This window comes from Vibrio mimicus CAIM 602, from assembly GCF_000338875.1.
GTDB classification, from domain to species: domain Bacteria; phylum Pseudomonadota; class Gammaproteobacteria; order Enterobacterales; family Vibrionaceae; genus Vibrio; species Vibrio mimicus.
Window position 1 is genome coordinate 47,755 of sequence record NZ_AOMO01000036.1, and the last position, 15,538, is coordinate 63,292.

Genomic DNA, 15,538 nt, shown 5'->3' on the forward strand with positions numbered 1-15,538 from the left:
TTTGTTAACTGTGACTCACTTTTGTGTATTACTCAGTTAATAAACTTTAATCATTGATCTAACACCAAACATTTCTTTTTTACGCATCAATAATACCTATTGCCGCTCTGATAGCGTGCATTCTCCTCGCCAAACACAAAATCAATTCTCAGGAAGAGTGAACATGATGCGCCCTTATCTTAAATATATTATTCCGTTGTTGATCCCATTATTGGTGTTGATGCTGCCAACGACAGCATTTCCATTTGATGGGTTGACCGTGATTCAGCAACGGGTTATCGCCATTTTTCTCTTGGCTGCATTGTTATGGGTTTTTGAGCCGATTCCCATTTACTCAACCTCGGTTGTGATCATTGTGCTGGAAGTGCTGATGCTGTCGGATAAAGGTTTCATTCTGTTTAGATTGGGTGAAGGTACGACAGAGTTTGGTGCGTTACTCAAATCTACCGAAATCATGGCGACCTTTGCTAACCCAATTATCATGTTGTTTTTAGGTGGCTTTTTTCTTGCGATGGCCGCAACCAAATACCGCCTAGATGTGAACTTAGCCCGCGTATTACTTAAGCCATTTGGCAATAACCCCAAATACGTCATGCTGGGTTTGATGATGATTACAGCAGTTTTCTCAATGTTTATGTCGAATACTGCAACAACAGCCATGATGTTATCTATTTTGACCCCCGTGATTGCCGTATTTGGCCCGAAAGACCCCGGACGAGTGGCTTTTGCGCTCTGTATTCCCGTTGCTGCCAATATCGGTGGAATAGGAACGCCGATTGGCACACCGCCCAATGCTATCGCGCTGAAATATTTAGTCGGGGATAACTTAATTACGTTTGCAGAATGGATGGCGTTCGGAATCCCTTTTGTGGTTATTTTAATGGCACTCGCTTGGTTATTAATTGAATTTATGTACCGAGCAGAACAAAAGACCATTGAATTGACGATCAAAGGTAAGTTTTTGAAAACACCAAAAGCGATCATTGTTTACATCACTTTTGCTGCAACTATTTTATTGTGGATGATGGGATCACTGCATGGCATGAACTCTTATTCCGTTGCGTTAATTCCTGTCGCTGTATTTTCAGTGACTGGGATTATTGGCAAAGAAGATTTAAAAATGATCTCTTGGGATGTGCTTTGGTTAGTGTCTGGCGGTATTGCTTTAGGTTTGGCGTTAGACAAAACAGGGCTGGCGGAATTAGTCGTACATAGTATTCCGTTTGATCAATATTCACCTTATGTGGTGATTTTGGGGGCGGCGATTCTCTGTTTGTTAATGGCGAATTTTATGTCGCACACCGCGACCGCTAACTTACTGATGCCGATTATGGCGGCATTAGGTGCTTCAATGACTTCGCTGACCCCGTTAGGTGGCGAAGTGACACTGATTTTAGTCGTCACCTTCGCTGCTTCGTTAGGTATGTCTTTGCCTATCAGTACTCCACCTAATGCGTTAGCGCATGCAACGGGTAATGTGCAAAGTCAGCAAATGGCGAAAGTGGGTGTGATATTAGGGATCCTTGGCGTGCTGATGAGCTTTGTTATGGTGTGGATCCTGAATATGGTGGGGCATTAAGGAACGTTATGGCCAAGTTAGCGGCAGTAATTGAACGCTATTTTAACCATCCTGATCGTTGTATTACGTTGCCAGCAGGGTCAATCTTGCTGGCACAAAACGGTTATAACGATCGGCTGTACTACCTTCGCAGTGGCCATGTTTCGGGCTTTTTTGCCGAAAAAGGTGAGCGCAGAATTAAGGTATTTTCTGCCTCTCAGGGCGCGTTTATTGGTGTACACAGTTTTTTTTCTGGTTCTTGGATGGCATCGTCGACGGTGATTGCCGATAGTGAAGTGGAACTGGCGTGGATTGATCGCGATACACCTGTGCATGATATTGAGCAGTATGGCTCGCTCAGTACACAGTTTATGCCTGTAATTGTTGCTGAATTATCACAGCGACAACGCCGCGCCACTCAAGAAGCGGTAGCAAAAGAACGTGCATTAGAACGGCTCCATTCTGCCGAGCAAATGACTACGCTCGGTCAGCTTGCGGCGGGAATTGCGCATGAATTGAATAATGCAATTGGGGTGGTGAGCAGTAAAACGGAACGGCTCGAATCGCTGTTTATGGAATTACTGGAAGAAGTACACCCAGAAGCGAGTCAGTTTTTCGACTTTGGATTGCTCTTCGGGCAAAAAGTCTCATCCAGTGAAGCGCGCGAGCGTGGAGCCTTGTTTGAAAAGCAGTATCAATTGCCGAAAAACATTGCGCGAGAGTTGGCAAGAGCAGTGCCAGCCAATGAACTTTCAGCCCATTGGCTTAGAAATCCCCACTTGGCGATTCGTTACTGGCAGATGGGGCGTGATTTGCATGATTTAAGGTTGGCCGCAAAACATTCTGTCGGCATCGTGAAATCGGTCAAGCAGCTTGGCCGTGCGGATATTTGTTTGGATGAAGAAGTGGATTTGAACAGTACCATCAACCGCGCGTTGGCTTTATTGCAAAGTGATTTGCGTCGAGTCTCTGTGCGGATGAGGCCAGGCACTTTACCCATCATTCAAGGCTCGCAAACGGAATGGGTACAGGTGTGGATCAACTTAATCAAAAACGCGTGTGATGCCATGGTGCAAACCGCGGAGCCGACAATTGATATTCACACTCGTTGTCGCCGTCAGAGGCTTTACATCACTGTGGCGAATAATGGCCCGGAAATTACCGAAGCTACGCGCAGAAAAATTTTCCAGCCAAGCTTTACTACTAAGAAAGAGGGTCTTTCATTCGGGCTTGGGCTGGGGTTAGCCATTGTTAAACGTATTGTATCGGGTTATGGCGGAACGGTTGCGGTAAAAAGCGATCAGGACAAAACCATTTTTAGGATCAAATTACCAGTTGAGGGATACCATGGAGAAGCTGAATATCATTTGCGTGGATGACCAACGCGAAGTACTAAGTGCCGTGTTACAGGATTTAGAACCGCTGAGCCGTTGGATTAATATTGAAGACTGTGAATCTGCGGATGAAGCCTTGGATCTGATGGATGATCTTGATGCACAGGGAGAGCTCATTGCCGTGGTAATCTCCGATCATGTCATGCCGGGAAAAAGTGGTGTTGAGTTGCTGAGTGAAATCAGTGCCGATCCCCGCTTTGTTAACACCAAAAAAGTGCTGCTCACAGGTCAAGCCACACACACAGATACCATTAATGCGATTAATACTGCGGGGATTCATCATTATTTTGAAAAACCATGGAATGCCAAAACACTAGTCGACTCTGTTCGCAGTTTGGTAACGCACTATGTGTTTGATCGTCGGTTGGATTACACCGAGTGGCAAAGCGAGCTCGATAATGCCATCGTACTTTCCCGACTGCATGGTTAAAGTCAGGAAAGGGTTGTTCAGGGATACGCCTAGTGACAAATGGCGCTATCCCAAGGCTTTAGAGTCTCTTGGATTGATTGTTCAAGCTCCGTCAGCCAAGCATAACGTTTGGTGTAAAGGCGACGTTTGGTTTTAGACAAACTGAGCGGATCCTTACGAGGTGGATATATAGGTAAAATATGCCAATAAGGGTTTACCTCTTCACCGCCCATTTCTTGCCATAACTCAGCATATTGAAAACGTACTGAATTACGTTTTGAGCCGATGTAACGCAGGGCTTGATAAACATGTCCATGATTGGTTACGCCATAAACTTTTTCCACTCCCCAATAACGCGCCAAGATCAATAGTACTTCCATAATCAAAGCCTTAGGACGTAAACCGTGCAGTTGGTGAGTTAGGTGACGAATCGTCTCCTGACGATGTTCAACATTAGGCCCTGGGCCTTGAAGCGCTCCGATGTGAATGACTGGCTCGGCTTCACCACTGATATTGAACGCGAGGGTAAACAGTGGTTGGTGATCATGGCTCATCAAAACCAGTGCTAAGGAACCTTCGCGTTCAGGACCATGGCACAGTTGTATTGAAAAGAGTTCATGTTTGCAGAGATACCAGCCTTGCGGGCGATAAATAATGGGTAACAGTTGAGCGTGTCGTTTCTCTAGAAAAGAAAAATGTTCGATTAGATGTTGCGCTCGCTCTTGTGCCGACCATTTGACACAGACATAAGGTTTGAGCGGTTTTTCCAATGTGCGTGGGTAGTGTTGGCGAACCGTATGAAAAGACGGTTGAGAGAGTAAGCTTTGAATGCGTAACAAGTTGCTTGGCATCAAGGCTCCCCACAAACAGAAACGAGCGTTATAACGGAGTTTCTTTACCCCGCGGACATCGGGATAAATTTCAGCCGCGAGGGCTGATAAGGTTTTTAAATATTTAATACGTGAAATCATATCAAAGCCGTTTTGATATCGAGGGGGCAGTCAAGCGAAGTAAATCAGACAGGAGCTTAAGCCCCTGTCTTTAGGTGAGTTAGAAGTGGTAGGCGACTGTTGCGCCAACTAACCATTGGTTAGCACTTTCTACAATGGGTGAGTGAGCGATGTCAGAACCTAAACGTGTGTAAGTACTGGTTTGCGTCACTTCCCAACGATCGTTAATCGGGTAGACCAGTTTGTAACCTAGGTTGTAGGAGAAATCGCCGCCCGCACGATAGGCTTTACGCTGTGCAGTAGCCTCTTTATCTTTCACGCCGAAGTAGTAGTTGTTGTAGTCCGAGTTTTGGTAACTAACGCCAGCAAAAGGGACGAAGTCAACACTACCCATTTCGACGATATGGAAGTAGTTAACCCCGGTTTTATAGCCTTTATGCTCGTTGAAAATGTCGTGTTGGAAGTAGGTTGAGACAGTGCCGTCACCAAGAGCGATATCGGCGTTCACACCCAGATCAACGGTGGCGTTACGCTTATCCATTCCTTTAACGCTTTTCGCTGAATCTTGGTCATAAGACAAGCCGCTGCCAGTCAAGTAGGTGCTTAGGTTGAGGATATCTCCGGTTTGACCAAAGAAGCGGTAGTTAATGCCTGCCAAGTCAGCGTTGAAATCTTCACCGTGGTAACCAAAGTTGAGCAGAGCACCGTAAGATTTGTCTTGGTCTTTCAGTAGGTCACTACTGCCAAAACCACCCGCTTCCACTACCCATTGCCCTTCGTGGGTATAGATATTGCCGTTACGGATATAAGTCTGTGCTGCAAAGGCGTGACCCGCGATTAAAGATGTTGTGATAAGAAGTGCGATTTTGTTCATGATGTCATTCCGTTTCATGTCTTATGTTTGGATATGAACACTGTACAAAATCGTTTGTGATGACAATATCAATAGTTTGTATGGGAATGTCTAACTTTTGTCAGGCACACTTGCAATAAGCAAAGAATACCTAACTCTATTTAAAACTGGAGGAACTAATCCGCATTTTGCGCCAGCGGTAACCAAAGTGAAAAACAAGCACCGCCTAACGGGCTTTTGGAAAGTGTTACTTCACCGTGGTGACGAATCATGATCTGTTTGACAATCGCCAGTCCCAAGCCAAAACCTGATTGAGCTTTGTTACGTGAGGAATCGGTACTGTAGAAGGCATCAAAAATGTGTGGCCAATGTTGCTCATCTATACCTGGGCCGTTGTCATGCACCGCAATACAGAACTGATTGTCGGTTACATTGGTTTCAATCATCAGGCGATCGCCCGCGTATATCTCAGCATTACGGATGAGGTTAGTCAGTGCCCGTGTGAGCAGTTGCGGATCAACATCCAGCATCAAAGATTTTGAAGAAGGGATGTATTGAATTTGCAAAGAGCTTTTGTGGGTTTGTTCATTGACGAAATGAGCCAACCACTCATTTCCATCTAAGCACTGGCTCTGAATTTCACTTTCCGGGTGCTCAAGTTTGGCGTAGTACAACAGCTCATCGACCATGGTCTCCATCTCTTCGGTATCTTCAATAATACTGGCAATTTGTTGGTGCTGTTTGTCACTTAAAGGGCTTTCAGCCAACACTTCAGCTTGCCACTGAATCCGAAAGATGGGGGTACGTAAATCATGGGCAATCGCATTTGTCAGCGCTTTATTACTGAGGATGAGGTGCGAGATTTTATCTGCCATCAAGTTAAAACTGTGGTTAAGTTTGCCCACACTTTTGCTGCTTTTAGTACTGGCTCTGGCTTGCAAGTTACCGTTTGCAAAATCGTGTGTGACTTTCTCTAATTCACGTAGGCGACGACTCAGAAACCAAATCAAAAGCATACAATAGAGGGCAAAACTGCCCAGCATAAATACCAACAATAGGTTATCAGCACGATCTATCGCCTGATAAACAAGTGATTCACCGTCTGGCTGGAGCAAATAAATGTTGTTATTAGCTTCAAGTCGTAGCCATAAATTACGGTCATCATCGTGAAAAATGGGTGAATGTTGATTCGCATTGGAGAAATGATCTTGTACTTCTTGCGGTAGTTCAGCAAATGGTCGTTGAGAGAGAGTCTTGTGAATATGCTTTGCATAGTCATACAGTGCTTCATTCGCAGCTTGCTGACCGTCTAAATGAGCAATCTGTGTTAGCAAAGTATGTAGTGCTTCCGCCTGATAATCTTCCAGCACATAGTCATAATCTGTGTCTAACTCATACACAATAAAGTTGTAACTGACCAAACCGCTAAAAAACAGCACGATCAGCGAGACGAATGACTCGATGTAAATACGGCGCATAGGTTTCCTTTAAATCAACTTGGGCTTACCAAGTGTCAGGCACAAATAAATAGCCCTTACCGCGTACAGTAATGATGCGTTTGGGAGTGCTTGAGTCGTCGCGCAACTTTTTCCGCAGAGTAACGATTTTGTTGTCCACCGTACGATCCAATCCGTCGTACTCAATGCCACGCAAAGCTTTTGTCAAAAACTCGCGGGATACCACTTGATCGGCAGAGGAGGCGAGTAGCCACAGTAAATCGAACTCGCTGTCGGACAAATTAATCACTTCATCTTCTAATTCACAGCTGCGCCGGCTCTGGTTGAGTTGCAGGCCACCAAATTGCAATAAATGCATTGGTTCGGCGCTTGTTACTCGTTCTTCTCGGCGCAGGAGCATGCGGATTCTTGCCAACAAAACGCGTGGTTTAATGGGTTTGTTGACGAAGTCGTCAGCACCCATTTCAAGCGCAGCCACGTGGTCAAAATCATCATCACTGGCAGTAAGCATTAAAATTTTACCGAGAAATTGGGCGCGGATCTGTCTACAAATTGTCAGGCCATTTTCACCCGGCAGCATGAGATCCAACAGCACGAGATCAGGTTGGTTGAGTAGAATTTCTTCGGGAGCGGTTTCGCCAGTAGCAAAGGTAGTCACTTGGAAACCTTGATTGGTCATGTACTCGGCCAACATTTCGCGAAGTTTACTATCGTCTTCGATTATGTAGAGACTGGGTTGGTTAGACATAGGACCTCGTATTTATTATCGATCTATCAAGGAACAAGCGACCAATACTAACTGAAAAGGACATCAGTAAAACGAATATTTCTGTTTGTTTTTGTCAGAAAATCGAATGGTTAACTAATGAAGCACAGTAACAGTGGTCAGTTGAGAATTTTTCTTTCCTTAGGGACTGTTCACTCGATCGGCATTATGCAATGATGTGCGGCATGCATAGTGTGCTGATGGTCTTGAAAATACATCGGGGACGATTTTAATCAGATAAGAAAATGCTGTTCGCTAAACTCAGTAACTTCTTTACACTTCTAAACAATTTTCATCGATTAACGATGAGTTCTTCTTGTTGCTATGTGGCTACACTCTCAGTGATTAAACGGATTCAATTAAGTGGCATCTGATTCTATTCCTCGGCGCGTATTAAAAAAACGTCGACGCGCAAAAACCAAATCCCGGTTCTGGCTTTATACCGTGCTGATCCTTGGCGCAGCAGGTGGCGCAGCATTGTTTCATGAAATGGAAACCTCAACACTACAGTCTCGTGAAATCAGCCGCTACGCTGTGGGTTTAAACTATCACCTTGAGCCGGGAGCGAGTGATAAAATCACTTTCCCCAGTTACGGTCCTTTCGATCAACGCTTAGGCTATGTGGCCTTACCCGGTATTCAAGAACGCTTATTGCAGCGTGGGTTTACCATTCGTCAGCAAGTACGTTTTTCAGATGAACTCTACCGTTATGCGCAATCGGGTCTGTTTGTACCGTACACAGAGAAGGTGCAAGCTGGGTTAACTCTTATGGATTGCCGCGCTGAGTCTGTTTATCAGTTCCGTTATCCCGGTTATCACTATCCTGAATTCAATGCGATCCCAGATTTAATCGTTCAGTCACTGTTGTTTATTGAAAACCGTGATTTGTTGAGTGATAAGAATCCACTGATTAACCCTGCTGTTGACTGGCCACGCTTTTTTAAAGCAGCTTTAACCCAAGTGGGTAAAGCTTTGGATCTGGATGGTCAATCTGCTGGGGGCAGTACGTTAGCCACTCAAGTTGAAAAGTATCGCCACTCAGAAGATGGCCTGACATATAGCCCACAAGAGAAGATCCGCCAGATGGTGTCGGCTAGTGTGCGTGCCTATCGATTGGGGCCAAATACATTAGAAGCGCGTAAGCTGGTGGTTTGGGCATATTTGAACTCTGTACCTCTATCGGCGGCTCCAGGCTATGGCGAAGTGCATGGCTTAGGTGATGGTCTGTGGGTGTGGTTTGCTGCAGACCCAGATCGCGTTAGTCAACTGCTTGATTCGCGACTAAATCATTCAACGGATCTGGCTGAGCAAGGTTTAGCATTGCGTCAGGTTGTTGCTCTGATGATTGCTCATCGCCGTCCGTCATACTATCTAGCGATGGTTGGACGTGACGACCTGAATACATTGACCGATAGCCATATCCGACTCTTTTATCGTGAGAAGATGATCTCACAATCACTGATGAATGCGGCACTGAGCGCGAATTTGCAGTTCCGTGACTTTGTCCGTCAGCCAGCCATGACTCGCGTGAACACCAATAAAGGTCTGCTGGCCGCCCGCACTCATTTGAGCCGTCAACTTGGCGTGAGTTTGTATGACTTGGATCGAATGGATCTCAGTGCATCAACCACACTCAACTTTGAACTGCAAAATTCAGTGACTCGTTATTTGCAGAAATTGGCTAATCCTGAGTTTGCCGCAGAAATGGGCATTCTTGGTTATCGCTTACTGGCCGCAGAAAAAACCGCTGACGTACGTTACAGCTTCACGCTTTTTGAACGTACGGACGAAGGGTTCAAAGTTCGTGTACAAACTGACAACACCAACCAACCGTTCGACCTTAACGAGGGCAGTAAATTAGAGTTGGGTTCGACTGCGAAACTGCGAGTATTAACCAACTATCTAGAGATCATCGCAAAACTGCACGATAAATATCACGATCTCTCAGTTACTGAATTACGCAGGCATGCGGCGGAAGCACAAGATGCGTTGAGTCAATGGTCTATCAACTGGTTGCTGGTTAGCCCGCAACGCGATCTATCGACCATGCTCGAAGCGGCACTGGATAGAGAATATTCGGCGGATCCGAACGAACGTTTCTTTACCGGTGGTGGTCTGCACACCTTTAACAACTTCCGTAAAGAAGATGATGATCGTGTTCCGACTTTACGTGACGCGTTGCGTGAATCGATCAACCTGCCTTTCGTGCGAGTCATGAAGGATATTGAGCGTTACACCTTATACAGTGAAGGGTATCGCGCGCAGTTGTTGCGTGATGATCACGACCCACGCCGTAAAGAATATTTGCGCCAATTTGCAGATAAAGAGGGCAGAGCCTACCTACTTCGTTTCTGGCGCAAATATAAAGACAAAACGACGGATGAACGCTTAGCCACACTCTTGGAAGGTTTAAAGCCGAGTTCAGATCGGTTGGCTGCGGTTCATCGCTACTTGCTGCCAGAAGCCTCACTCAGTGAATTTATGGTGTTTATGGATGACAAACTGCCTGCCGCCACTCGCAGTAAACTCACCAATAAACAGCTTGAAAAACTGTATAACAAATATGGACGTGGAAAATATTCATTGCCAGATCAAGGTTATATCGCTCGGGTGCATCCGTTAGAACTATGGTTGCTGGGCTATCTCAATGAGAATAACCAAGCTTCGTTTAGCGATGTGGTTGCGGCAAGCAGTGACAAACGTCAGGAAGTGTATAGCTGGTTGTTTAAAACTCGTCATCGTAATGCGCGTGATAGCCGAGTACGAACCATGCTTGAAGTGGAGGCTTTCCTAGACATCCACCAAAGTTGGCAGCGTTTAGGTTATCCATTCGATCACTTAGTGCCTTCTTTAGCGACGGCGTTGGGTAGCTCGGGAGATCGCCCTGCGGCGTTGTCCGAACTTATGGGTATCATCTTGAATGATGGTGTGCGGGTTCCGACTAAGCGGATCAACCATCTGCACTTTGCTCAGGGTACACCGTTTGAAACGGAGTTTTCTCCAGTGGAGACAACAGGAATACGAGTCCTTCCTGTGGAAGTTGCTCGAGCCTTGCGCGGTGCATTATCACAAGTTGTTGATAGTGGTACAGCAAGACGTATTTCAGGTGTGTTTAAACTGCCGGATGGGACGCCTATCGTGATGGGCGGTAAAACAGGAACCGGTGATAACCGCATTCAAACGGTTAATCGTTTGGGTACTGTGGTGCAGTCCCAAGCCCGCAACCGAACTGCGACTTTTGTGTTCTATTTGGGTGATCGCCACTTCGGTACCTTAACCGCGTATGTGGCAGGAAGTAACTCGGATAAGTTCACTTTCACTTCCGCACTGCCAGTACAAGTGCTGAAAGGAATGGCTCCTATTTTGTCACCTTACTTAGCACCGGATGAGCAAGAATGTCGGCCAGCGATAAAGCAGTAAGCTGAGCATTGAGTAAACGAAAGGCAGGAGAAATCCTGCCTTTATCATTTTTATTCTTCTTGATTCTTAGGTTCAGAAATTTGATAAAGCTTGTGTTGATGAGACTCACAGGTGGTTTCGCAGTTGCACACCTTATCCACTCCCACATTAGCTAATCCGCCGCAACTGCCTTGAATTGGCTTGCGTTTGGCCATGACACCAAGTGTCATCAAAATCGCGAAAACCACAAAGAACCCAAAAGCCAGTAGATAAGTCATCACTCTTCTCCTTTCCACAATCGCTTGACTGAAAAGCCGCGATAGGTCGGCATGGCAAGTTTATTGATTAATGTTGCGCGCTTACGTTGGTGATTACAACCCTGTGCACGATGAGGTTTATTGGGCGAAGATTTGCCATAACTCAACTCGGTGACTGGCTGAAGTTGTTCTAACACGATATCACTCAGCTCAGCCCCTCTGGGTAAAGCGTAGACTCTGATGCCCGCATTGAACAAGGCTTGCAGCATAGCTTGCCCAATCTGACGAACCACAACAGCCTCAACTTGGTAGCGACGTAACTGATTCAAAATCTCTGTTTTTTTGCCGCAAGAACGTGAAGTGTTGTTCTCAATAGCGAACTCAGCCTGCAGTTGTTGATTGCTTGAGTTGATAACAGGAAAACGAAGGGGCTTTGCTGAAATGGTTGAATGGCATGCCTGCACGGCTGGGGACGGCAAAAATCATCATAATTCTCCTCAGTAATGGAACGCCGTCATTGTGCTTTCATTATTGGCATATGCCAATAATGAATTTGGCAAACTTATCTATCATCTCTGATGATCAAAGAGAACCTGTGTATTGGCTTTTTAATCATCATCTTAAAAACACCGTCTATACTTTTTATCAAACCCAAATCGAAATCTCTCTATCACCGTTGCTTATTCGGTGTAAACGTTATCACGCCTTATTTATTGAGTTCGATTGCAATGACACTGAGTGAACAAGGCTAATTACGCAAAAGTAGATGAAAAATGTTATTGACTTCAAATAATTTAAACAAATGGTTACAGGTCTTCTGTTTGAAGAACATTTTTTTAACTGGTTCACATTAATTGCGTTTTTTAAAACTATACTCTTGAGTAAACGTTTCCACTGGTTGTGCAAGTAGGATTTTGTGCAAAAGGTCGAGTGAACGTTGTTCCCTACACACGTAATACAAAACAACAAATAGGACTTGTTCAATGAGAAAGTTAACTGTTTTAGCAATGCTTTCTGCTGGTATGGGGTTTGGTACACAGGCTCTGGCAGATACCACCATTGGCTTTACCATCTACAAATACGACGATAACTTTATGTCTGTTGTTCGCCAAGCGATTGAAAAAGAAGCCGCGGCGGATAGCAACACGCGTATCCTCATGAATGACTCACAAAACAGTCAGTCCATGCAAAACGACCAAGTTGACGTTATGTTGGCTCGTGGAGTGCAAGCACTGGCGATCAACCTAGTTGACCCAGCCGCTGCGCCAACCATCATCCAAAAAGCAAAAATCGACGATGTACCCGTGGTGTTTTACAACAAAGAACCGTCACCAGAAGCGATGGCAAGTTACGACAAAGCTTATTATGTAGGTACGGATTCTAAAGAGTCAGGCATCATCCAAGGTGACTTGATTTCCACACAATGGAAAGCCAACCCATCATGGGATAAAAACGGTGATGGCGTACTGCAATACGTGATGCTAAAAGGCGAACCGGGTCATCCAGATGCGGAAGCACGTACATCTTACTCAGTGAAAACCATCAACGATAACGGTATCAAAACCCAAGAATTACACATGGATACAGGCATGTGGGATACCGCTATGGCGAAAGACAAAATGGATGCATGGCTCTCTGGCCCTAACGGCAGCAAAATCGAAGTCGTGATTGCCAACAACGATGGTATGGCGATGGGCGCGATTGAAGCTTTGCGCGGTGCTGGCCAAAAAATCCCAGTGTTTGGGGTAGATGCGTTGGCGGAAGCGTTGGCACTGATCAAATCCGGTGCTATGGCAGGTACTGTGCTCAATGATGCCCAAAACCAAGCGAAAGCGACTTTCGAATTGGCGCGTAACTTGGCAAACGGTAAACCAGCCGCGGAAGGCACTCAATGGACAGTTGAGAACAAAGTGGTTCGCGTACCTTACGTTGGTGTTGATATCAACAACGTTGAATAACCTTGGCGAGATGAGGAGAAGGCGACTTCTCCTTTTCGCTCTTTTCGCAACATTTAAAGATTCAGCGTCAGGCCTTATGGCCCGTCGCGCAGAGATATCACGCCGTGTGTACCACGCATTGATATGGGTTGTCTGAATTTTTGCACAATAAAAGTGATGCCATGGTCAATCAAACACATGAATTCCTGTTAGAAATGACAGGTGTGAGTAAAGAGTTCCCTGGGGTGAAAGCCCTTGATAAGGTGAATTTGAAAGTGCGCCCGCATTCCGTACACGCCTTAATGGGTGAAAATGGCGCAGGCAAATCAACCTTACTCAAATGCCTATTTGGTATTTATGAGAAAGATGAGGGTGACATCATTTTTCTCGGTCAGCATGTGAACTTTACCTCATCAAAAGAGGCGCTGGAGTCTGGTGTCTCAATGGTTCACCAAGAGTTGAACCAAGTAAAACAGTGCTCAGTTATGGATAACATTTGGCTTGGCCGTTATCCGACCAAAGGTTTTTTTGTGGATCACGACAAAATGTATCGTGATACCAAAGCCATTTTCTCCGAACTCGATATTGATATCGATCCTAAAGTCAAAGTTGCTACTTTGTCGGTTTCACAAATGCAAATGCTCGAAATCGCCAAAGCGTTTTCCTATGACGCCAAAGTGGTGATCATGGATGAACCGACGTCCTCTTTGACGGAAAAAGAGGTGAACCATCTTTTCACTATCATCAAAAAGCTGAAAGAGAAAGGCTGCGGGGTAGTGTACATATCACACAAGATGGAAGAGATCTTCTCTATCTGTGATGACATCACCATTCTGCGTGATGGTCAGTGGGTGGATACCCGACCGCTGAAAGGTCTGGATATGGACACTATCATCTCAATGATGGTTGGACGTGAATTGACCCAGCGTTTCCCTGAAAAAAGCAACGAACCGAAGAACGTCATTCTTGAGGTGAAAAACCTCACTGCGCTTAACCAACCCTCGATTCAAGATATTTCTTTTGAGCTGCGTGCCGGGGAGATTTTAGGTGTCGCAGGGCTGGTGGGTTCACGCCGTACCGACATTGTGGAAACCATTTTTGGCGTGCGTGAACGCAGCACAGGGCACATATTGCTGCATGGTCGCGAAATGAAAAACCATGATGCTCATGAAGCGATCAGAAACGGTTTTGCTTTGGTGACCGAAGAGCGCCGCTCCACCGGGATCTACTCCAACTTGGATATCACCTTTAACTCTCTAGTCGCTAACGTGGATGAATACAAAACGCCTTATGGCTTACTCAGCGACAAAAAGATGAAGAGTGATACGCAGTGGGTGATTGATTCCATGCGGGTGAAAACCCCATCACATCAAACTCATATCGGTTCTCTTTCTGGTGGAAACCAGCAAAAAGTCATTATTGGTCGTTGGCTACTGACTCAACCCGAGATTTTGATGTTGGATGAACCCACACGCGGCATTGATGTGGGCGCAAAATACGAAATTTACCAGCTGATTTTAGAGCTGGCGAAGAAAGACAAAGGCATCATCATTATTTCCTCTGAGATGCCGGAACTGCTCGGTATTACCGACCGGATCATGGTGATGAGCAACGGCCGCAATGCGGGCATTGTGAACACCAAAGAAACCTCTCAGAACGAAATTTTAGAGCTGGCCTCTCGATACCTCTAAGGAAATGACTATGGATGCTGTCAAATCATTTGCAATTAAACATTTAAAAGAGGGCGCAATTTACGCAGTGCTGTTTATTCTGCTTGCGGTTATTGTGATTCAAGAGCCCTCATTTCTTAGCTTACGTAACCTCAGTAACATCCTGACTCAGTCTTCAGTGCGCGTGATTATTGCATTGGGTGTAGCAGGTTTGATCGTCACCCAAGGTACCGACTTATCCGCAGGTCGCCAAGTTGGTCTAGCCGCGGTTATATCCGCCACCTTGCTGCAATCGATGGACAACGTGAACAAAGTTTTCCCAAGTTTGGGTGAGATTCCTATTCTTGCGGTCATCATCAGCGTTTGCTTGATTGGTGCGATCATTGGTTTAGTGAACGGTGTGGTGGTTGCGTACCTCAAAGTTACCCCGTTTATCGCGACTTTAGGTACCATGATCATCGTGTACGGCATTAACTCGCTGTACTACGACTCGGTTGGTGCCTCACCGATTGCAGGTTTCGATGAACGCTTCACCACCTTTACCCAAGGCTTTATCCGCATCGGCGATTTCAGGTTCTCCTACATCACCTTCTACGCCATTATCGCGATCATTTTTATGTGGATACTGTGGAATAAAACCGTATTCGGCAAAAACATTTTTGCGGTTGGTGGTAACCCAGAAGCGGCGAAAGTTTCTGGTGTTAACGTGCCACTCACACTGCTTAAAGTGTATGCACTTTCCGGTGTGTTCTATGCCTTTGGGGGTATGCTTGAAGCAGGGCGAATTGGTAGTGCGACCAACAACTTAGGTTTCTTATATGAGTTGGATGCGATTGCCGCGTGTGTTGTGGGTGGGTGTCTCATTCGCTGGTGGGGTAGGTAGTATCG

11 protein-coding genes and 2 pseudogenes are annotated in these 15,538 nt (G+C 45.6%); 7 read left to right on the top strand and 6 right to left on the bottom strand.

Features of this window, described 5'->3' with window-relative positions:
• Positions 1-166: 166 nt before the first annotated feature.
• The 3 genes from D908_RS07435 to D908_RS07425 are packed head-to-tail and all read left to right on the top strand — an operon-like array spanning position 167 to position 3,382.
• On the top strand, positions 167-1,579 hold the full coding sequence (locus D908_RS07435; protein ID WP_005525195.1) for an SLC13 family permease: 1,413 nt from the start codon (positions 167-169) through the stop codon (positions 1,577-1,579).
• 8 nt (positions 1,580-1,587) lie between these two features.
• Entirely contained in the window at positions 1,588-2,937 is a 1,350-nt protein-coding gene (locus tag D908_RS07430; protein ID WP_001086023.1) for an ATP-binding protein, read from the top strand.
• On the top strand, positions 2,906-3,382 hold the full coding sequence (locus D908_RS07425) for a response regulator (protein WP_005525198.1): 477 nt from the start codon (positions 2,906-2,908) through the stop codon (positions 3,380-3,382). Before D908_RS07430 ends, D908_RS07425 begins: the two co-directional genes overlap by 32 nt.
• 29 nt (positions 3,383-3,411) lie before the next feature.
• Here the strand turns inward: D908_RS07425 and D908_RS07420 are convergent, their stop codons facing one another.
• The 4 genes from D908_RS07420 to D908_RS07405 form a co-directional block, all read right to left on the bottom strand.
• Entirely contained in the window at positions 3,412-4,332 is a 921-nt protein-coding gene (locus tag D908_RS07420) for a VirK/YbjX family protein (RefSeq protein ID WP_005525200.1), read from the bottom strand.
• A gap of 79 nt (positions 4,333-4,411) precedes the next feature.
• Positions 4,412-5,185, bottom strand: coding sequence for an outer membrane protein OmpV (gene ompV / locus D908_RS07415; RefSeq protein WP_005525202.1), 774 nt, complete (start codon positions 5,183-5,185; stop codon positions 4,412-4,414).
• Positions 5,186-5,340: 155 nt separating this feature from the next.
• Entirely contained in the window at positions 5,341-6,642 is a 1,302-nt protein-coding gene (carS, locus tag D908_RS07410; protein ID WP_005525204.1) for a histidine kinase CarS, read from the bottom strand.
• 25 nt (positions 6,643-6,667) lie between these two features.
• Positions 6,668-7,369, bottom strand: a complete 702-nt coding sequence (locus D908_RS07405) for a response regulator (protein WP_005525206.1) — start codon at positions 7,367-7,369, stop codon at positions 6,668-6,670.
• Positions 7,370-7,750: 381 nt separating this feature from the next.
• Between D908_RS07405 and D908_RS07400 the strand changes: the two genes are divergently transcribed.
• A complete protein-coding gene (locus tag D908_RS07400; protein WP_005525207.1) occupies positions 7,751-10,807 on the top strand; it encodes a transglycosylase domain-containing protein in 3,057 nt (1,018 codons plus the stop codon).
• Between the two features lie 50 nt (positions 10,808-10,857).
• Here the strand turns inward: D908_RS07400 and nqrM are convergent, their stop codons facing one another.
• Together nqrM and D908_RS07390 are read right to left on the bottom strand one after the other, a co-directional pair.
• Positions 10,858-11,064 carry a (Na+)-NQR maturation NqrM gene (nqrM, locus tag D908_RS07395; protein ID WP_000221706.1) on the bottom strand — a complete coding sequence of 69 codons (207 nt, stop codon included), beginning with the start codon at positions 11,062-11,064 and terminating at the stop codon, positions 10,858-10,860.
• A pseudogene (locus D908_RS07390) lies at positions 11,064-11,529 on the bottom strand (NifB/NifX family molybdenum-iron cluster-binding protein). Before D908_RS07390 ends, nqrM begins: the two are co-directional and overlap by 1 nt.
• Before the next feature lie 497 nt (positions 11,530-12,026).
• On the opposite strand from D908_RS07390, the gene mglB reads away from it, so the two are divergent.
• The 3 genes and pseudogenes from mglB to mglC all read left to right on the top strand — a co-directional run.
• Positions 12,027-13,001, top strand: coding sequence for a galactose/glucose ABC transporter substrate-binding protein MglB (gene mglB, locus D908_RS07385; protein ID WP_005525213.1), 975 nt, complete (start codon positions 12,027-12,029; stop codon positions 12,999-13,001).
• 161 nt (positions 13,002-13,162) lie between these two features.
• A complete protein-coding gene (gene mglA / locus D908_RS07380; RefSeq protein WP_005525215.1) occupies positions 13,163-14,671 on the top strand; it encodes a galactose/methyl galactoside ABC transporter ATP-binding protein MglA in 1,509 nt (502 codons plus the stop codon).
• A gap of 10 nt (positions 14,672-14,681) precedes the next feature.
• A pseudogene (gene mglC / locus D908_RS07375) lies at positions 14,682-15,538 on the top strand (galactose/methyl galactoside ABC transporter permease MglC); the annotation flags it as partial.

What these genes read in the sequence shown, in the direction of transcription:
- D908_RS07435 (WP_005525195.1), top strand. Translation starts at nt 167, where the DNA reads ATGCGCCCTTATCTTAAATATATTATTCCGTTGTTGATCCCATTATTG.
- D908_RS07430 (WP_001086023.1), top strand. Translation starts at nt 1,588, where the DNA reads ATGGCCAAGTTAGCGGCAGTAATTGAACGCTATTTTAACCATCCTGAT.
- D908_RS07425 (WP_005525198.1), top strand. Translation starts at nt 2,906, where the DNA reads ATGGAGAAGCTGAATATCATTTGCGTGGATGACCAACGCGAAGTACTA.
- D908_RS07420 (WP_005525200.1), bottom strand. Translation starts at nt 4,332, where the DNA reads ATGATTTCACGTATTAAATATTTAAAAACCTTATCAGCCCTCGCGGCT.
- ompV (WP_005525202.1), bottom strand. Translation starts at nt 5,185, where the DNA reads ATGAACAAAATCGCACTTCTTATCACAACATCTTTAATCGCGGGTCAC.
- carS (WP_005525204.1), bottom strand. Translation starts at nt 6,642, where the DNA reads ATGCGCCGTATTTACATCGAGTCATTCGTCTCGCTGATCGTGCTGTTT.
- D908_RS07405 (WP_005525206.1), bottom strand. Translation starts at nt 7,369, where the DNA reads ATGTCTAACCAACCCAGTCTCTACATAATCGAAGACGATAGTAAACTT.
- nqrM (WP_000221706.1), bottom strand. Translation starts at nt 11,064, where the DNA reads ATGACTTATCTACTGGCTTTTGGGTTCTTTGTGGTTTTCGCGATTTTG.
- mglB (WP_005525213.1), top strand. Translation starts at nt 12,027, where the DNA reads ATGAGAAAGTTAACTGTTTTAGCAATGCTTTCTGCTGGTATGGGGTTT.
- mglA (WP_005525215.1), top strand. Translation starts at nt 13,163, where the DNA reads ATGGTCAATCAAACACATGAATTCCTGTTAGAAATGACAGGTGTGAGT.